Origin of the sequence: Pseudomonas putida, from assembly GCF_005080685.1 — a bacterium.
Lineage (GTDB): Bacteria > Pseudomonadota > Gammaproteobacteria > Pseudomonadales > Pseudomonadaceae > Aquipseudomonas > Aquipseudomonas putida_V.
In genome coordinates, this window is record NZ_CP039371.1 from 5,697,634 (window position 1) to 5,713,886 (window position 16,253).

The window sequence follows — 16,253 nt, forward strand, 5'->3', positions numbered from 1 at the left end:
CGCCCACCTTCAGCGAGCAGCCGCCATGAGCCCTATGTCCGCCGCGCAGCCACAACCCGACCCTCAGCAGGAGGCGCTGCGCTGGTTTTCGCTTTTGCGCCAGCCGGGTTGCGACGCGCAGACGCGCCAGGCGTTCGCCGTCTGGTGCCAGGACCCGCTCAACGCTCACGCCTACGCCGAACTCGAGGCCTGCTGGCAGCAACTGCAGCCAGCAACGCCGGCCCGCCCTCGCCCGCAACCGATCAAGGCGCGTCGCAGCCGCCTGGGCAAATGCCTGGCGCTGCTGTTCCTGCTGGTGCTCGGCGCATTGGCCTACTTGTACTGGCCATTGATGCAGCGCCTGGGCAGCGAGCTGCACACCGATGTCGGTGAACGGCGCAGCGTGCGCCTGAGCGATGGTTCCACCCTGCACCTGGACAGCGCCAGCGCCGTCAACGTCGACCTGCGCGGGCGTACCCGCCTGCTGCACCTGGTGCAGGGCCAGGTCGACCTTGAGGTGATGCTCGATGGCCGGGCCATGGAAATCGAAATCGCCGATGCGCGGATCCAGGTGCTCGGCACCCGGCTGACGCTCGCCCGCCGGGCGGACCACAACGAGCTGACGGTATTGAGCGGCAAGGCCATGGTCATCCAGGGCGGCGACCAGCGCATGGTGTCCAGTGGTGAACGGGTCACCTTCGACGACGCACGGATCGACGCCGTGCAAAAAGCCGATGGCACGGTCGCAACGGCCTGGCGCACCGGTTATCTGCACGCCAAGGACATGCCCCTGGCCGAGGCCCTGGAGCGCCTGGCTGCTCATCGAGGCCAGCGCCTGACGCTGTGGAATGAGCAGGCCGCTTATCGGCGTGTGACGGCAACCTTCAACCTCGACCGCAGCGATGAAACCTTGGCCAAGCTGGCCGCCGAGCAGCAGTTGCAGTTGTACAGCGTGCTCGGCCAGTGGCTGATCGTGCGCTGAAGCGCCCGCTGACGGCTAAGTTTTTGAAAGCGTGCAAATTTTTTTTCAAATGAGTGTTGACAGCGGTACGCCGCAAGAGAATAATGCGCGCCATCGGCTACATAGCTCAGTTGGTTAGAGCATAGCATTCATAATGCTGGGGTCCGGGGTTCAAGTCCCTGTGTAGCCACCAAACAAGTCAAAGGGCTTACCGCAAGGTAAGCCCTTTTTCTTTGTCTGCAGAAAACATTAGCTGGCAGGCATCGGTTTCACGCAGAACGACGACCCGGCACTGCCGTCCCCGCCCCAGGTCCGGTAGCCGGCGGTATCGATATGAATGCGCCCACTGGGATAGCGCCCCAGGCCCATGTTCCAGGCCTGGCCGTGCTGCTGCCAAAAGCGGCACAGCGGATTGGGGTCGGACCAGGCAGGCAGCAGGAGATCGACGGCGAACGCTCGGGTATGGGCGCTGGCCACGGCGCCACCGGCGCAGCGGTTCAATTGCCGATCGCGGTAGGCAGACACCACCTCGAACTGGCGCAGGATGCCTTGCTGGTCGAGGGTATGGATCAGCGCCAGGGTGGAGCGCACCGCCGCCCAGTTGCCGGCTGGCGGCACCGCGAACGGCGAAGCGTGGCATTGCTTCCAGTCGGAAGCCGAACGCAGCAGCTGGTGGATCGGCACCACCCCGTAAAGCCGGGCATCCACCAGCATCTCGCGAAAGGGCCGGGTCTGGTGGTCTCCTGCCCATTGGGCGAACATCCACAGGTCGCGTTCATCGGCCTGAGCCAACCCCGCCAAGATCATCGCCGCCAGCACCATCCTGCGCATCGCCCCTCCCCTGACCAATCGGGCACGCTCGCGTCAGACACGCGGGCACTGACAAGCAGTCAAGTCACTCTTCGAGCAGGGTGCAAGCCATGACCAGGGCATCTTCACGGCCACCGGCGATCGGGTAGTAGTCGCGGCGACGACCGATCTCGTTGAAACCATAGCGCTCGTACAGGCGGTAGGCCGACTGGTTGCTGGCGCGCACTTCGAGGAAGCACTCGCGGCCATTGAGCTGGTAGGCGCGCGCCATCAAGTGCTCGAGCAGGCGCAGACCCAGGCCGCAGCCCTGGTTCTCGGGCTTGACGGTGATGTTGAGCAGGTGGGCCTCGTCGATGATCACGTTGATCACACCGTGGCCCACCTGTTGCTGGCCGTCGAACATCAACCAGACTTCATACGACTTGAGCGCGTCCTGGAAAATCCCCCGGGTCCAGGGGTGACTGAACGCGGCATATTCGATCTTAAGTACGGCATCCAGATCCGCCTCGGTCATCGGGCGGAAGCTGATCGAGTCACTCATTCAACGCTCTTCCAGCGCGCCATCAGCTGGCGCATGGCTTTCCAGACGTCCGCCTTGCGCTGCGGCTCGTCCATCAACAGTTCAAGGCCCGGCAAGGCCCAGGCATCGCCCAGGCCGTCGACCTTGAGTTCTTGGTAGTAGGCCTCGGCCTCGACATGGGCAGCGAAGCGCAGGGCCGGCAGGCCGATCAGCCACAGGCAGGCACTGGGTGCTTCTTCCAGGCGCGCCTGGATGAAGCCCTGGACGAAATCGCGCGCCGCGTCCGGGCCCTGGTCCATGTTGCCGCGCACCAACAGCGGCCAGCGCACCGGCTCGCCGATGATCTGCGGCGCATCGGGCAGGCCGGCGGCGCGCAGCATGTCCTTGAGCAGCAGGTAGGACGGGTCGCGGCTCTGGAAAGGCTGGCCAGTGGCGAGTTCCACCAGCAGCAGGCAACTGCCGGCGCGCAGCAGCTGCAGGGCAAAACGTGGCGGCGGGACCGGCGCCGGGCGCGGGGCGGGGGCGTCCTGCTCGGCTTCGACCACCTTGGCGACGGGCTTGGCCGTGCTGCCTGGGCGCGGCACTTCGATCTTCGGGCGTTCCACGGCACGTGCTTGCGGCGCGGCCGGTGCCTCGCTGGCGACAGCTGCCGCGGGCCGTGGCTCGAACTCGACCTCGTCCATCGGCGCCTGTGGCAGGAGCAGCTCAGGGCGCGACGGCGCAGCGAACGGCAGTTCGGCGCGCGGCAGCCAATGCACCACTTGCATGGCGGAAAGGTAGGCGCGGCGGCGGGGCTCGGTCAGCAAGGCTCGGGTATCCGGGGGGATGAAGTCAGTCGGGCATTCTAACGCCGTTGGGCGGCCGGCGCCTCAACAGGTCGGCAGAAAATTGTTGCCTCGCCTGGCCCGTTCGCGGGTAAACCCGCTCCACAGATCCCCCTCGGGATTCGAAATGGGTGGAGATCCTGGAGCGGGTTTACCCGCGAACAGGCCAGCGGATTCCCTCACAGAAACAAGGGTTACCCCTCATTACAGACCAAGGGGTGAAATCCTCCCCCTAGGATGCAGTACAATCGCCCCCTTTTACTTGGCAACGAGTCGACGCCAATGATCGAACCCAAGCGCGTCCTGCGCGCCCTAGCCGAACACTGGGCCCTCATCGAGCCGCTGTGCGAGCGTTTCGACCAGGGCACCCTGAGCCTGGTGGAACTGCGCCAGCAACTGGGCCGCCAGCAGGTGGAAAGCACCCCGCAGGACATCACCCAGCTGCTCGATGTGTGGATCCGCCTGGACATCCTCGTGCCGGTGGCCAAGAGCCCGAACCGCTTCGAGCTCAATGCCCAGATCCACGACTTCCTCGCCTACCTGCGCCGCGAACACCGCCTGGGCCTGTGCCTGGAGATCGAGGCCTACCTGCGCCACCTGGAGCGCCTGGCCGGGCATATCCAGGACGCCTTCGACAACCGCGACAGCGACGACCTGGCGCGCCAGTTGCGCCTGCTCGACATGCGCGTGCGCGACGTGCTCAAGAAGCTCGACAACGACGAGCAGGCACTGGTGGCCGTGGCCGAACGGGCCAAGACCAGCAACCGCCAGATCCCGCTGCGCCAGCGTTATGCCGAAGTCCTGGCGACCTGGGACGAATACGTCGAGCCGATGATCCAGCTGGTCAACGCCGACGGCGCCTTCGAGCAGGGCGTGCGCAAGGTCGAGACCGTGCTGCTGAAGCTGCTCGGCGAGCAGGCACGCCTGGGCCACCTGGTCGACGACGACATGCTGCTGCGCACCCACGCGCGCATCCTCGAGATGCAGACCAGCGCCCAGCTGACCCTGCGCCACGCCCGCGAACTGCTGCTGCCGCTGCGCGAGGAAGCGCGCCGGCACAACGCCGTGACCCGAGGCGCCGCGCTGGCCCTGTCGGTGATCCGGCGCAAGGGCATCGACGCCGTGCCGCAGGCGGCCATGCCGCTGTTCACCCGCCCGCAGAGCACCTTCCTCGGCAGCGCCAGCCAGGTCGAGGCCTACGTCTACGCCCTCGCCCGCTTCGAGCCCAAGCCTGCGCGCTTCCCCAAGGCGCACAAGACCCAGAAGGGCCCACTGCCGAGTGCGCCACGCACGGTCAAGGAAATGCTCGAGCGCTGCGAAGACGCCCTGCCACTGCCCGACCTGATGGTCTGGCTGCTGGATCAGGAGCCCGAAGGCGCCACCGACGAATTGCTGTACTGGTTCTCGCGCCTGTCGCGCGAGAAGCGCTTCAAGCGCGAACGCCTCGAGCGCCGTGAATACAGCACCCAAGAACACCTGGTCAGCCTGCGCTCCTTTGCCCTGACGTCCAGCCGCGAAGCGCAACCTGAAACCAACGCGAGCCCAGCCAATGCATCTTGATCTTTCCGAACTGTCCCAGCTCGCGCCGATCTTCCGCGAGCTGTTCAAGGGCTTCCACGTCAGCCGCCGCGACCCCGAGATGTACGCGCAGCTGTCGAACTTCCAGGATCAGTACCGCACCCTGTTCAAAGCCCTGGGCTTCGAGCTGGTGTGCGACACCCGCGGGTTCTATTACTTCGTCCCCGAACAGGCCGCCGCGCAGGTCAACAAGACCGCCCAGCGCCTGTCGCTGTTCACCTTCATCCTGGTCGAGCACCTGGCAGACCAGGGCCGCGACCCGATGGCCGTGCTCGATGGTGGCAGCATCGGCCGCGACGAACTGCCCTCGCTGCTGGACAAGTACCGCGACCTGTTCCTGCAGGCCGAAGTGCAGACCGTCGACGAGCTGGAAGAAAAGATCATGCGCCGCATGACCCAGCTCGGCTTTGCCCATGAAGAAGGCGGCATCTACCGCTTCCTGCCCCCGATGCATCGTTTCCTCGACGTGTGCCTGTCGGTGCAGCAGGACCGCGACCTGGCCGCCAGCCTGCACAGCGACCTGCCGCTGCCGACCCCCGTGCTGGTCGAGGAAGAAAGCCCCGAAGAACTCAACCGCACCGACGACCCGCTCGACCTCACGCCATTCGAGGGCGAGGAAAGCGAAGAGGACGCCCTGGCCCGGGCCATCCGCGAAGAGCAACAGGAGATTGACGCATGAGCCAGGAACGCTACGGCATCCGCCGCTTCGCATTGCTCAACACCGCCGGCTACAGCCTCGGTCTGTTCCCTCTGGAGCACCCGCTGTCGGTCTACGGCGCCAACAACCTGGGTAAATCGGCGTCGATCAACGCCCTGCAGTTCCCGATCCTGGCACGCATGTCCGACATGAGCTTCGGCAAGTACAGCCTGGAGCAGTCGCGGCGCTTCTACTTCGCCAGCGATACCTCGTACATTCTCTGCGAACTCAACCTGCCCCACGGCCCCCACGTGATCGGCGTGGTCGGTCGCGGCCCGGGCGGCGGCTTCGGCCACCAGTTCTTCGCCTACAAGGGCGAGCTGGACCTGGCCCACTACCAGAAGAACGACACCTGCCTGCGCCAGAAGGAGCTGTTCACCAACCTCGAGCGCCTGGGCCTGAAGGCCTACGAGCTCAAGCCGGACGAACTGCGCCGGCTGCTGGTCGGTGGCCATACCTCGGTGCCGCTGGACCTGACCCTGATTCCGCTACGCTCGACCAGCGAGCAGAGCCTGAAGACCTTCCGCGCACTGTTCATCAACCTGCTGCACATGCGCGAGATCACTGCCGCCAAGCTCAAGCAGCTGTTCCTCGATGCCTTCGAGCACAGCCTGCGCTCGGGCAGCGTCGACTACATCGCCGCCTGCGAAGAAGCGTTCCGTGACGTACGCCGCATGGAACAGGACTACAACGCCCTGGTGGCCGCCGGCCCATTGGTCGAGGCCCTGGCCGGTGGCGTCGCCCAGCGCGACATCCTGCGCGGCAAGCTGCACCGCCTTTCGCCCCTGCTCGACAACCTGCTGGGCACCTGGCAGGAATACGCCATGGCGCGCAAGGAAGAGCTGGTGATCCAGGCCGAGCACTTCCGAAGCGAGCAGGACCGCCTGCAGAACGACCAGCGCGGCGGCACCCAGGAGCTGATGCGCCTGGAGCGTGAAATCACCGGTATCCAGCGCTGGCTCGGCGAGCTGTCGGTGCTCAAGCACCGCTTCGCCCTGGTCGAGGACGCCAAGGTCCTGGAGCAGCAGTTGCTGGCGGCCAAGGACGCCCACGACGAGCTCGCCGGCGCCCTTGCCCAGTCGCGACAGTTCTCTGCCGAAGACCTCGACGAGCGCGTGCGCGACCTGGAAAAACGCGTCAAGCAGGTCAAGCAGCAGCTCGACCATGCCGACAACAACAGCTACGCCCGTCTGCGCGAGGAGTTCTCGCAACAGGACGTCGATCGTTTGATGCGCCTGTTCAACGGCGCGCTGTTCAGCTTGCCGCTGGGCGAGCGTGGCATCGAACTGGACGACAGCGACCTGTGGGTGAAATCTCTCGAAGCGGTGCTGGACAGCTTCAAGGGCGAGCGCTTCGAGGCGCCGGGCATCTCCATCGACCTGTCGCACATCGACCCGCCTGCCTTGCAGGCCCTGGCCGACCGCGCCGCCCTGCGCGACCAGAAGGAGCGCCTGGAGAAGGAGCTCAAGCAGCTCAAGACCCAGCAGTCGGTCGCCGCCGACCGCAGTGCCTCCAAGGCGCAGACCGAAGCGCTGTACCAGCAGGTGCTGGACGCGCAGAAGGCCCTGGAAGACTACCGCCGCAGCGAGACCCTGTCGGCCGAGGAGCCGGAGAAGCTCGAGCAACTGGCGCAGCTCGAAGGCGCACAGGATGAGCTAAAGCGCTCCAGCGACGCGTTCACCGAGCGCGTCCAGCAACTGTCGGCCAAGCTGCAACTGGTCGGCCGCCAGATCGCCGACCTCGAAGCCAAGCAACGCACCCTCGAAGACGCCCTGCGCCGCCGCCAGTTGCTGCCGGCCGACCTGCCGTTCGGCACGCCGTTCATGGAAGCGGTCGACGACTCGATGGACAACCTGCTGCCACTGCTCAACGACTACCAGGATGCCTGGCAGAGCCTGCAGCGGGTCGACAACCAGATCGAGGCGCTGTACGCCCAGGTGCGCCTCAAGGGCGTGGCCAAGTTCGACAGCGAAGACGACATGGAGCGCCGCCTGCAGCTGCTGGTGAACGCCTATGCGCATCGCACCGACGAGGCCCTGACCCTGGCCAAGGCACGCCGCGCCGCGGTGACCGACATTGCCCGGACCCTGCGCAACATCCGCAGCGACTACGACAGCCTCGAGCACCAGCTGGCCCTGTTCAACCGCGAGATCAACAAGCGCCAGGTGTCCAACCTGGAAAGCTTCCGCGTGGTCCTGGCGCCGAACAAGGAAGCGCTCAAGCACATCGATCAGATCATCCACAGCGCCGGCCAGTACGAGGAAGGCGAGACCCTGTCGGTGTTCGACCTGACCCAGAGCGCCGAGCAGGACCACAAGAACGAAGAGGCCAAGGAGTACCTGGCGCGGCTGGTGGCGGCCAACCACAACCAGCTGGGCCTCAAGGACCTGTTCGAGCTGGCCTTCGAGATCACCAAGATCAACAGCCAGCCGGTGATCCACGCCGACATCGACGGCGCCGCGTCCAACGGCACCACCATGACCATCAAGGCGCTGACCAACATGTACTTGTTGCTGCACCTGATGGACCGCGACCTGGCCGGGCGCATTCGCCTGCCCTACTACCTCGACGAGGCGGCGGACATCGACGAACGCAACCAGGCGGCGCTGCTGGAAACCAGCCTGCAACTGGGCTTCGTGCCGATCCTGGCGAGCGTGAAGCCGCAGGTCTCGGCGCGCGTGGCGATCGATCTGGAAGGTGGCAGCGGGCCCAATGGCATCTACATCGACGAAGCGGACTGGAAGTTCATCAGCCGCCGCGATGAGGTGAAGGCGATCGTGCGTGAGGATGAGGCCGAGGAACTGGCCTGATTCGGTGTATGGGGGCCGCTTTGCGGCCCTTTCGCGGGACAAGCCCGCTCCTACAGATACGGGGCAGCGCGGTACTTGTGGGAGCGGGCTTGCCCCGCGAATGGAGGCCAAAGGCCTCCCTGCAATCTACCAGGCGATCATTGAGCCCACGGCAAGATCGGAATCGCCGTCACCGCATTCTGCGGGCTGCCTTCGATCATGCGGTCGCTGTACACCAGGTACACCAGCGTATTGCGCTTCTTGTCCAGGAAGCGCACCACCTGCATGGTCTTGAACACCAGCGAGGTGCGCTCCTTAAACACCTCCTCGCCATCCTTGAGCTCACCCCTGAAGCTGATCGGCCCGACCTGACGACAGGCAATCGATGCCTCCGCACGGTCCTCGGCCAAGCCCAGCCCACCTTTCACTCCACCGGTCTTGGCCCGCGACAGGTAACAGGTCACACCCTCGACCTTGGGGTCGTCGAACGCTTCGACGACGATGCGGTCGTTTGGCCCGAGAAACTTGAACACGGTGGAAACCTGACCGATCTCCTCGGCCCCGGCCACCATCGGCAAAGCCAATGCCAGGACGCCCAGCGCCCGCTTCAGCACGCTCATACCAGCACCAGATTGTCGCGGTGCACCAGCTCCGGCTCGGCGATGTAGCCCAGCACGGACTCGATGGCGTCCGACGGCTGGCCAATGATCTTCTGCGCCTCCAGCGCGCTGTAGTTGGCCAGGCCACGCGCAACCTCAAGACCGTCCGGGCCGACGCACACAACCATCTCGCCGCGGCGGAAGCTGCCCTGCACGGTTTTCACGCCGACCGGCAGCAAGCTCTTGTTGGCCTGGCGCAGGGCCTGCACGGCACCGGCGTCGAGCACCAGCGTGCCGCGGGTCTGCAGGTGGCCAGCCAGCCACTGCTTGCGCGCCGCCAGCATGCCGCGCTCGGGCGACAGCAGGGTACCCAGGCGCTCGCCCGCCTTGAGACGGTCGAGCACGCGCTCGATGCGCCCGCCGATGATGATGGTGTGGGCACCGGAGCGGGCCGCCAGACGCGCTGCGCGCAGCTTGGTCTGCATGCCGCCGCGGCCCAGGGCGCCGCCGGTGCCGCCAGCCACGGCGTCCAGCGCCGGGTCATCGGCGCGGGCCTCGTAGATCAACTGGGCCTCGGGGTTGTTGCGCGGGTCGGCATCGAACATGCCATCGCGGTCGGTGAGGATCACCAGCAGGTCGGCTTCGACCAGGTTGGCCACCAGCGCGGCGAGGGTGTCGTTGTCGCCGAAGCGGATCTCGTCGGTGACCACCGTGTCGTTCTCGTTGATCACCGGCACCACACCCAGGTCGACCAGGGTACGCAGGGTGCTGCGGGCATTGAGGTAACGCTTGCGGTCGGACAGGTCGTCATGGGTCAGGAGGATCTGCGCGGTGTGCTTGCCATGCTCGCCGAAACTCGACTCCCAGGCCTGCACCAGGCGCATCTGGCCGATCGAGGCGGCGGCCTGCAGCTCGTTCATCGCGCTCGGTCGCGAGGTCCAGCCCAACTGGCTCATGCCGGCGGCCACGGCCCCGGAGGAGACCAGTACCAGTTCAACGCCCGCTTCCCGCAATGCCACCATCTGCTCGACCCAAACGGCCATGGCGCCGCGGTCGAGGCCCTTGCCATCGGCCGTCAGCAGGGCGCTGCCGATCTTCACGACCCAGCGCTTGGCGCCTGTCACCTTGCTTCGCATCTTCTTCCAACCTATGTCGAATCTGTAGATACCGTAGATACAAAAACGCCGCTCCGAGGAGCGGCGTTTAGTGTACTGCAACCGATCAGTCGCGCACGTAAATGATTTCCGGGCCGTCTTCGTCGTCCTCGAAATCATCGTCCCAACCATCGTCGTCGCCGATGTCGTGCACGCTCTTGACGCCGGTACGGCGCAGGGTACGCGCGTCGTCCAGGGCCTGCAGCTGGGCACGGGCTTCGTCTTCGATCCGCTGGTCGAGGTCGGCGAGCTCTTCGGCGTAGGCCGGGTCGTTGGCCAGGCGATCGGCACGCTCCTCGAGGTAGCGCATCAGGTCGTGGCTGAGCTTCTCGGTGCCCTGCTTGGCGATGGCCGAGATCATGTAGACCGGACCTTCCCACTGCAGGCGCTCGATCACGGCCTTGGCCCGCTCGTCGCGCTCGTCGTCCATCAACATGTCGCACTTGTTCAGCACCAGCCAGCGCTCACGCTCGATCAGCGACGGGCTGAACTGGGCCAGCTCGTTGATGATGACTTCGGCGGCATCGGCCGGGTCGCTCTCGTCCAGCGGCGCCAGGTCGACCAGGTGCAGCAGCACGCGGGTACGGGCAAGGTGCTTGAGGAAGCGAATACCCAGGCCGGCACCGTCGGATGCGCCTTCGATCAGGCCGGGGATGTCGGCGATGACGAAGCTCTTCCAGCGGTCGACGCTGACCACGCCCAGGTTCGGCACCAGGGTGGTGAACGGGTAGTCGGCGACTTTCGGCTTGGCGGCCGAGACCGAACGGATGAAGGTGCTCTTGCCGGCGTTCGGCAGGCCCAGCAGGCCGACGTCGGCCAGCACTTTCAGCTCCATCTTCAGGTCGCGCTGGTCGCCAGGCTTGCCCGGCGTGGTCTGGCGCGGTGCGCGGTTGGTGCTGGACTTGAAGCGGGTGTTGCCCAGCCCGTGCCAGCCGCCCTGGGCGACCATCAGCTTCTGGCCAGGGGCGATCAGGTCACCGATCACTTCCTGGGTGGTGGCATCGATCACCGTGGTGCCCACGGGCACGCGCAGGAACAGGTCCTCGCCTTTCTTGCCGGTGCAGTCGGTGCTGCCGCCGTTGGCGCCGCGCTGGGCCTCGTGGTGACGGGTATAGCGGTAGTCCACCAGGGTGTTGAGGTTCTCGTCGGCGACCATGTACACCGAGCCGCCGTCACCACCGTCGCCACCGTTGGGGCCACCGTTCTCGATGAACTTCTCGCGGCGGAAGCTCATGCAACCGTTACCGCCGTCACCGGCCTTTACCCGAATCGATACTTCGTCAACAAACTTCATTTAAAACCGCCTCTCGTCGACCGACGAGCTGAATGACACAAACCCTGAGGCTCTTGCAAAAATGAGCGCGGCGGCCCCGTACGACCGTAGAAACCAACGCCGGCAGCCCATACGAACAGCTTTGCAAGAGGCTCACCACAAACGAAAAAGCCCCGTCGCATGACGGGGCTTCTGGAGCGACGTCGCGATTAAGCGGCGACGATGCTCACGTAACGGCGCATGAACTCGCCTTTCTTCTCGAACTTGATCACGCCTTCGATCTTGGCGAACAAGGTGTGGTCCTTGCCCATGCCAACGCCGTAGCCAGCGTGGAATTCGGTGCCGCGCTGACGGACGATGATGTTGCCTGGCTTGATAACCTGGCCGCCATACATCTTCACGCCAAGGCGTTTCGATTCTGAGTCGCGACCGTTACGAGTACTACCACCAGCCTTCTTGTGAGCCATGGTTCAATTCTCCAAATAAATTCAGGGGACCTAGGGGATTAAGCCTGGATACCGGTGATTTTGATCTCGGTGAACCACTGGCGGTGGCCCATACGCTTCATGTGGTGCTTACGACGACGGAACTTGATGATGCGTACTTTATCGTGACGGCCTTGCGAAACGACTTCGGCAACCACTTTAGCGCCGGCGACGACTGGTGCGCCGATGGTGACTTCTTCACCGTTGGCAACCAGCAGAACGCGGTCGAAAGTCACGGATTCGCCAGTGGCGACTTCCAGTTTCTCGACCTTGAGGAATTCACCTTCAGCGACTTTGTACTGCTTGCCGCCGGTAACGATTACTGCGTAAGACATGGTATTTCTCCGATAATCCTGCTCACCCAGCGCTTTATATGATGAGTATTGGCTGGCATGGCTGCACTGGGCTGGAACGGCCCGGTGCAATTGCGTAAGGCAGGTGCTGCCCAGGAAGTTAGGGTGCGCGATTGTACGCAACCCGGGTTTTGCTTGCAAGTGGCGCCCCAGCCCTACGGGCAGCGCGCCTTGACACACCGGTACCCGCGACCTAGCATGCCGCGCAACCTGAATGGAGCAGCCGATGCAACCCCAAACCTTCTACCGCGCGGTAGCTGACGATTTCAGCGCCGTCGACGAGATCATCAAGAAACAGCTGACCTCGCGCGTGCCGCTGGTATCGAAGATCGGCGACTATATCACGTCCGCCGGCGGCAAACGCCTGCGCCCACTGCTGGTGCTGCTCTGCGGCAAGGCCCTAGGCCGCGAGGGCGACGACCTGCGCCTGCTGGCCGCGACCATCGAGTTCCTGCACACCGCCACCCTACTGCACGACGACGTGGTCGACATGTCCGGCATGCGCCGCGGCCGCTCCACCGCCAATGCCCTGTGGGGCAACGCGCCAAGCGTGCTGGTCGGCGACTTCCTGTACTCGCGCTCGTTCGAGATGATGGTCGAACTGGGTTCGATGCCGGTCATGCAGATCCTCTCCAAGGCCACCCGGGTGATCGCCGAAGGCGAGGTGCTGCAGTTGTCGCGCGTGCGCGACGCCAGCACCACCGAGGAGATCTACATGGACGTCATCCGCGGCAAGACCGCGATGCTGTTCGAGGCCTCGACCCACAGCGCCGCCGCCCTGGCCGGTGGCACCGAGGCCCAGCGCGAAGCCCTGCGCACCTTCGGCGACCACCTGGGCGTCGCCTTCCAGCTGGTCGACGACCTGCTCGACTATGAAGGTGATGCCGAGGCCCTGGGCAAGAACGTCGGCGATGACCTGGCCGAAGGCAAGCCGACCCTGCCGCTGATCTACACCATGCGCGAAGGCACGCCGGAGCAGGCTGCGCTGGTGCGCCAGGCGATCCAGAAGGGTGGCCTGGAAGACCTCGAGCAGATCCGCGAGGCGGTCAAGACCTCCGGTGCACTGGCCTACACCGCGCAGTTGGCGCGCGACTACGTCAAGCGTGCGATCGACTGCCTGGAAGTGCTGCCGGCCAGTGAATATCGTGATGCGCTGGTCGAGTTGAGCGAGTTTGCGGTCGCGCGTACGCACTGACAGACCGAGCCGGATTCTTCGCGGGCAAGCCCGCTCCCACAGGATTGGGATCCCTGTAGGGGCGGGCTTGCCCGCGACGCTTTTGTCCGGACAAAACACATCGACAGCAAAACCTTATACAATGTGGGTTTTTAACCACCCGTCAGTCTAAGGAACCGAAGTGAGCACGCTGCCACCCTGCCCCAAATGCAACTCCGAATACACCTACGAGGATGGCACTCAGCTGATCTGCCCCGAGTGCGCCCACGAGTGGTCGGCCAGTGGCGAGCCCGACGCGGCCAGCGACGAGGTGGTGAAGAAGGATTCGGTCGGTAATGTCCTGCAGGACGGCGATACCGTCACCGTGATCAAGGACCTCAAGGTCAAGGGCTCCTCGCTGGTGGTCAAGGTCGGTACCAAGGTCAAGAACATCCGCCTGTGCGACGGTGACCACGACATCGACTGCAAGATCGACGGCATCGGCGCCATGAAACTCAAGTCCGAGTTCGTGCGTAAGGTCTGATGACAAAATCCGCCGATTGGCGCTTGCTATTCTGATAATAAGAATTATTCTCATTGGAACCGCTATCCAAGGAGAATAGCCATGACTTATCTGATCGACGCCTGGCTGGACCGCCCCCATCCCTACCTGCGCATCCTGCATCGGGAAACCGGTGAAGTGTGCGCGGTGCTCGAGGAAGAAGCACTCGACGAACTACGCGACCAGGGCGACCTGGACTTGAACGGGTTGAGTTCGAGTGAACCGATCGTGCTCAAGGAGCTGGTGAGGAATTTGTTTCTGTTCTGCTATGCGCGGGCATTGCGCCCTGGGGGAGCAGACTGGAATTGAGGTTGGCAAGGCCGGCCTCTTCGCGGGACAAGCCCGCTCCCACAGGGCATACGATCGCTGTAGGAGCGGGCTTGCCCCGCGAATGGGCCGCAAAGCGGCCCCGAGGGCATTACAGAACGTCGAGCAGCTCGACGTCGAACACCAGCACGCTGTGCGGCGGGATGCTGCCAACGCCTTGGGCGCCATAGGCCAGCTCGCTCGGCACGTACAGGCGCCATTTGCTGCCAGCGTTCATCAGTTGCAGCGCTTCGGTCCAGCCTGGGATCACGCCACCCACCGGGAACTCGGCCGGCTGGCCACGCTCGTAGGAGCTGTCGAAGACGGTGCCGTCGATCAGGGTGCCGTGGTAGTGGGTGCGCACGTTGCTTTCGCGGGTTGGCTGGGCGCCTTCACCTGCGGTGATCACTTCGTACTGCAGGCCCGAAGCCAGGGTGGTGATGCCATCACGCTTGGCGTTCTCGACCAGGAACTCCTTGCCGGCAGCAGCGGCAGCTTCGGCCTTGGCAGCCGCTTCGGCCTGCATGACTTCACGAATGACCTTGAAGCTGGCCGACAGGTCGGCTTCGCTGACGCGGCTTTCGGCGCCATTGAAGGCGTCGGTCAGGCCGACCAGGATGGCTTCCAGGCTGACGCCTGGTGGCGGGTTGTCGCGCAGCTGGCCGCCCAGCTGACGGCCGATGCCGTAGCTGACGCGTGTTTCGTCGGTGGACAGGTTGATATCGGACATTGTCGTGCTCCACTGCAGGGCGCAGTGCAGCCGCGCCCTTGATGAAAAGGGCGAGCAGCCTAGCACACTGGGCGCCTGCGAGCAGCTACCAGGCCGAACGCTGGGAAATCGGCACCTTGAGGTCTTCTTCGGGGTGGGTGCCCATGCCGCACATTTCGTCCTGGACCGACCAATGCACCAGGTTCATCGACATCAGCGGAATGGCCTGCAGCAGTAGCCTTGCGTCCTCGACCGAGTGAACCCGCAGGCGCTTGCCACGATTGTCGGCCAGCGGATGGGCTCGCCCACTGACACGGGCCTCGAGAAGGTAGTCACCGCCTTCGATGGCGATCAGGTTCAGTTCGTCGACATGGCCCGCCCGGGCCTCGGTGTTGAGCTGGTGCAGGTTCATGGAAACACCTCGCGCTGGGGATCACGCATGAGTGTTCATTTTTTGTACAGGGCGAGGGAATACACAAGGCATTGCCGGTGCCGCTCGTCAGTTGAGCGGCGCTAACCCCTTCGCGGGCAAGCCCGCGAAGAGGCCCACAAGGCATCAGTGCTTGGTCAGCTTGTCCAGGTAACCCATGCAGAAGGCCGACACGACGAAAGTCATGTGGATGATCACGTACCACATCAGGTAATCCGTGGAGATGTTCTGCGCGTCCATGAACACCCGCAGCAGGTGGATCGAGGAAATCGCCACGATCGACGCCGCGACCTTCATCTTCAGCGACGAAGAATCCATCTTGCCCAGCCAGTTGAGCTTTTCCTTGCTGTCGTCGATGTCCAGTTGCGAGACGAAGTTCTCGTAGCCGGAGATCATCACCATCACCAGCAGGCCGCCAACCAGCGACATGTCGATCAGCGAGAGGATCACCAGGATCAGGTCGGCCTCACTCAAGGCGAAGACGTTGGGCAGGACGTGCACCACTTCCTGGAAGAATTTCAGCGCCAGGGCGAGCAAGCCGAGGGACAGGCCGAAGTAAATGGGCGCGAGCAGCCAGCGCGAGGCATACATCGCATTTTCGAGAAAACGTTCCATTGAGGGTTGGGACTCGTCAGGTGGTAAAAACGACGGCGAGTATAGCCAGCCACCTGTGTCAGCAACAGCCTCGAAGGCCCTCAGCTCTCGGGATGGAACTGGTAGTCCCCCAGATTGCGGCAACGCTCGCCATTGATGCGCCGCAGTTGCGCCTGCAAATGCAGGCACCAGATCTGCGGATCCTCGGCCACCTGGTAGCCATGCAGGGTGAGGCTGTCGACGATGGCGTTGAGTACCGACTCGGCCACCAGCGGGCCATGGAACGGCCCTTGTGCCTTGATCGCCGAAGGTTGTTCACCGGCCATGCCGGCGGCGAACAGCAGCGTCCACATGCCGTTGTCACCGGCCAGCGGGCGAATGCTGCATTCGATGCGGGTCACCAGGCCCAGGCACTGGCGAGTGAGGCTGAGGTTGCGCATGGCCGCGTCCTCTCCACAAGAGCGCTGTGCAGCCTGA

The 16,253-nt window shown here is 64.4% G+C and carries 19 protein-coding genes and 1 tRNA gene; 8 read left to right on the forward strand and 12 right to left on the reverse strand.

Translation table 11 applies throughout. From position 1 onward, the window contains the following. Nucleotides 1-34: 34 nt before the first annotated feature. Together E6B08_RS26500 and E6B08_RS26505 are read left to right on the forward strand one after the other, a co-directional pair. Nucleotides 35-961 (forward strand): FecR family protein, encoded by a 927-nt coding sequence (locus E6B08_RS26500; RefSeq protein WP_136917496.1) that lies wholly within the window; start codon nt 35-37, stop codon nt 959-961. A 95-nt stretch (nt 962-1,056) separates the two neighbouring features. Further along, nucleotides 1,057-1,133, forward strand: a tRNA-Met gene (locus tag E6B08_RS26505). A gap of 56 nt (nt 1,134-1,189) precedes the next feature. Here the strand turns inward: E6B08_RS26505 and E6B08_RS26510 are convergent. The 3 genes from E6B08_RS26510 to E6B08_RS26520 all read right to left on the reverse strand — a co-directional run bounded on the left by E6B08_RS26510 (nt 1,190) and on the right by E6B08_RS26520 (nt 3,076). Continuing rightward, the gene (locus E6B08_RS26510; RefSeq protein ID WP_192938595.1) at nt 1,190-1,771 is read right to left on the reverse strand and encodes a D-Ala-D-Ala carboxypeptidase family metallohydrolase; all 582 of its coding nucleotides are present in this window, start codon (nt 1,769-1,771) and stop codon (nt 1,190-1,192) included. Between the two features lie 64 nt (nt 1,772-1,835). Beyond that, on the reverse strand, nt 1,836-2,291 hold the full coding sequence (gene rimI, locus E6B08_RS26515) for a ribosomal protein S18-alanine N-acetyltransferase (protein WP_136916680.1): 456 nt from the start codon (nt 2,289-2,291) through the stop codon (nt 1,836-1,838). Beyond that, a complete protein-coding gene (locus tag E6B08_RS26520) occupies nt 2,288-3,076 on the reverse strand; it encodes an energy transducer TonB (RefSeq protein ID WP_136916681.1) in 789 nt (262 codons plus the stop codon). Before E6B08_RS26520 ends, rimI begins: the two co-directional genes overlap by 4 nt. Nucleotides 3,077-3,376: 300 nt before the next feature. On the opposite strand from E6B08_RS26520, the gene mksB reads away from it, so the two are divergent. Genes mksB through mksF form a run of 3 tightly spaced genes read left to right on the forward strand, consistent with a single transcriptional unit; the run spans nt 3,377 to nt 8,179 of the window. Next, nucleotides 3,377-4,654 carry an Mks condensin complex protein MksB gene (mksB, locus tag E6B08_RS26525; RefSeq protein WP_136916682.1) on the forward strand — a complete coding sequence of 426 codons (1,278 nt, stop codon included), beginning with the start codon at nt 3,377-3,379 and terminating at the stop codon, nt 4,652-4,654. Further along, nucleotides 4,644-5,351: an Mks condensin complex protein MksE gene (gene mksE, locus E6B08_RS26530; RefSeq protein ID WP_136916683.1), complete on the forward strand. Its 708-nt coding sequence runs from the start codon at nt 4,644-4,646 to the stop codon at nt 5,349-5,351. The genes mksB and mksE overlap by 11 nt, the downstream gene beginning before the upstream one ends. Continuing rightward, complete coding sequence (mksF, locus tag E6B08_RS26535; RefSeq protein WP_136916684.1) at nt 5,348-8,179, forward strand: Mks condensin complex protein MksF; 2,832 nt, start codon at nt 5,348-5,350, stop codon at nt 8,177-8,179. The genes mksE and mksF overlap by 4 nt, the downstream gene beginning before the upstream one ends. A gap of 137 nt (nt 8,180-8,316) precedes the next feature. On the opposite strand, the gene E6B08_RS26540 is transcribed toward mksF, so the two are convergent. The 5 genes from E6B08_RS26540 to rplU all read right to left on the reverse strand — a co-directional run bounded on the left by E6B08_RS26540 (nt 8,317) and on the right by rplU (nt 12,004). Continuing rightward, on the reverse strand, nt 8,317-8,778 hold the full coding sequence (locus E6B08_RS26540; RefSeq protein ID WP_136916685.1) for a CreA family protein: 462 nt from the start codon (nt 8,776-8,778) through the stop codon (nt 8,317-8,319). After that, entirely contained in the window at nt 8,775-9,893 is a 1,119-nt protein-coding gene (gene proB, locus E6B08_RS26545) for a glutamate 5-kinase (protein ID WP_136916686.1), read from the reverse strand. The genes E6B08_RS26540 and proB overlap by 4 nt, the downstream gene beginning before the upstream one ends. Nucleotides 9,894-9,978: 85 nt before the next feature. Further along, on the reverse strand, nt 9,979-11,205 hold the full coding sequence (gene cgtA / locus E6B08_RS26550; RefSeq protein WP_136916687.1) for an Obg family GTPase CgtA: 1,227 nt from the start codon (nt 11,203-11,205) through the stop codon (nt 9,979-9,981). A gap of 188 nt (nt 11,206-11,393) precedes the next feature. Further along, complete coding sequence (rpmA, locus tag E6B08_RS26555) at nt 11,394-11,651, reverse strand: 50S ribosomal protein L27 (protein WP_003247464.1); 258 nt, start codon at nt 11,649-11,651, stop codon at nt 11,394-11,396. Between the two features lie 38 nt (nt 11,652-11,689). Then, nucleotides 11,690-12,004, reverse strand: a complete 315-nt coding sequence (rplU, locus tag E6B08_RS26560) for a 50S ribosomal protein L21 (protein ID WP_023533254.1) — start codon at nt 12,002-12,004, stop codon at nt 11,690-11,692. A 244-nt stretch (nt 12,005-12,248) separates the two neighbouring features. Here rplU and E6B08_RS26565 point away from each other — a divergent pair, with 244 nt between their 5' ends. The 3 genes from E6B08_RS26565 (at nt 12,249) to E6B08_RS26575 (ending at nt 14,046) form a co-directional block, all read left to right on the forward strand. Further along, nucleotides 12,249-13,217 (forward strand): polyprenyl synthetase family protein, encoded by a 969-nt coding sequence (locus E6B08_RS26565; RefSeq protein WP_133331181.1) that lies wholly within the window; start codon nt 12,249-12,251, stop codon nt 13,215-13,217. A gap of 160 nt (nt 13,218-13,377) precedes the next feature. Then, on the forward strand, nt 13,378-13,719 hold the full coding sequence (locus tag E6B08_RS26570; RefSeq protein WP_136916688.1) for a zinc ribbon domain-containing protein YjdM: 342 nt from the start codon (nt 13,378-13,380) through the stop codon (nt 13,717-13,719). An 81-nt stretch (nt 13,720-13,800) separates the two neighbouring features. Continuing rightward, nucleotides 13,801-14,046: a hypothetical protein gene (locus tag E6B08_RS26575; protein ID WP_136916689.1), complete on the forward strand. Its 246-nt coding sequence runs from the start codon at nt 13,801-13,803 to the stop codon at nt 14,044-14,046. Nucleotides 14,047-14,155: 109 nt separating this feature from the next. On the opposite strand, the gene E6B08_RS26580 is transcribed toward E6B08_RS26575, so the two are convergent. From E6B08_RS26580 to E6B08_RS26595, 4 genes are all read right to left on the reverse strand, one after another. Next, nucleotides 14,156-14,773 (reverse strand): FKBP-type peptidyl-prolyl cis-trans isomerase, encoded by a 618-nt coding sequence (locus tag E6B08_RS26580; protein ID WP_136916690.1) that lies wholly within the window; start codon nt 14,771-14,773, stop codon nt 14,156-14,158. Nucleotides 14,774-14,858: 85 nt separating this feature from the next. After that, nucleotides 14,859-15,164 (reverse strand): DUF6482 family protein, encoded by a 306-nt coding sequence (locus E6B08_RS26585; RefSeq protein ID WP_136916691.1) that lies wholly within the window; start codon nt 15,162-15,164, stop codon nt 14,859-14,861. A 144-nt stretch (nt 15,165-15,308) separates the two neighbouring features. Next, a complete protein-coding gene (locus E6B08_RS26590) occupies nt 15,309-15,797 on the reverse strand; it encodes a TIGR00645 family protein (protein WP_133331171.1) in 489 nt (162 codons plus the stop codon). 80 nt (nt 15,798-15,877) lie between these two features. Beyond that, complete coding sequence (locus E6B08_RS26595) at nt 15,878-16,216, reverse strand: hypothetical protein (RefSeq protein WP_016713353.1); 339 nt, start codon at nt 16,214-16,216, stop codon at nt 15,878-15,880. Nucleotides 16,217-16,253 lie beyond the last annotated feature (37 nt).

Excerpts from the sequence above, each read along its gene's own strand:
- E6B08_RS26500 (WP_136917496.1), top strand. The coding sequence starts at position 35 with ATGTCCGCCGCGCAGCCACAACCCGACCCTCAGCAGGAGGCGCTGCGC.
- E6B08_RS26510 (WP_192938595.1), bottom strand. The coding sequence starts at position 1,771 with ATGCGCAGGATGGTGCTGGCGGCGATGATCTTGGCGGGGTTGGCTCAG.
- rimI (WP_136916680.1), bottom strand. The coding sequence starts at position 2,291 with ATGAGTGACTCGATCAGCTTCCGCCCGATGACCGAGGCGGATCTGGAT.
- mksB (WP_136916682.1), top strand. The coding sequence starts at position 3,377 with ATGATCGAACCCAAGCGCGTCCTGCGCGCCCTAGCCGAACACTGGGCC.
- mksE (WP_136916683.1), top strand. The coding sequence starts at position 4,644 with ATGCATCTTGATCTTTCCGAACTGTCCCAGCTCGCGCCGATCTTCCGC.
- mksF (WP_136916684.1), top strand. The coding sequence starts at position 5,348 with ATGAGCCAGGAACGCTACGGCATCCGCCGCTTCGCATTGCTCAACACC.
- E6B08_RS26540 (WP_136916685.1), bottom strand. The coding sequence starts at position 8,778 with ATGAGCGTGCTGAAGCGGGCGCTGGGCGTCCTGGCATTGGCTTTGCCG.
- proB (WP_136916686.1), bottom strand. The coding sequence starts at position 9,893 with ATGCGAAGCAAGGTGACAGGCGCCAAGCGCTGGGTCGTGAAGATCGGC.
- cgtA (WP_136916687.1), bottom strand. The coding sequence starts at position 11,205 with ATGAAGTTTGTTGACGAAGTATCGATTCGGGTAAAGGCCGGTGACGGC.
- rpmA (WP_003247464.1), bottom strand. The coding sequence starts at position 11,651 with ATGGCTCACAAGAAGGCTGGTGGTAGTACTCGTAACGGTCGCGACTCA.
- rplU (WP_023533254.1), bottom strand. The coding sequence starts at position 12,004 with ATGTCTTACGCAGTAATCGTTACCGGCGGCAAGCAGTACAAAGTCGCT.
- E6B08_RS26565 (WP_133331181.1), top strand. The coding sequence starts at position 12,249 with ATGCAACCCCAAACCTTCTACCGCGCGGTAGCTGACGATTTCAGCGCC.
- E6B08_RS26575 (WP_136916689.1), top strand. The coding sequence starts at position 13,801 with ATGACTTATCTGATCGACGCCTGGCTGGACCGCCCCCATCCCTACCTG.
- E6B08_RS26580 (WP_136916690.1), bottom strand. The coding sequence starts at position 14,773 with ATGTCCGATATCAACCTGTCCACCGACGAAACACGCGTCAGCTACGGC.
- E6B08_RS26585 (WP_136916691.1), bottom strand. The coding sequence starts at position 15,164 with ATGAACCTGCACCAGCTCAACACCGAGGCCCGGGCGGGCCATGTCGAC.
- E6B08_RS26590 (WP_133331171.1), bottom strand. The coding sequence starts at position 15,797 with ATGGAACGTTTTCTCGAAAATGCGATGTATGCCTCGCGCTGGCTGCTC.
- E6B08_RS26595 (WP_016713353.1), bottom strand. The coding sequence starts at position 16,216 with ATGCGCAACCTCAGCCTCACTCGCCAGTGCCTGGGCCTGGTGACCCGC.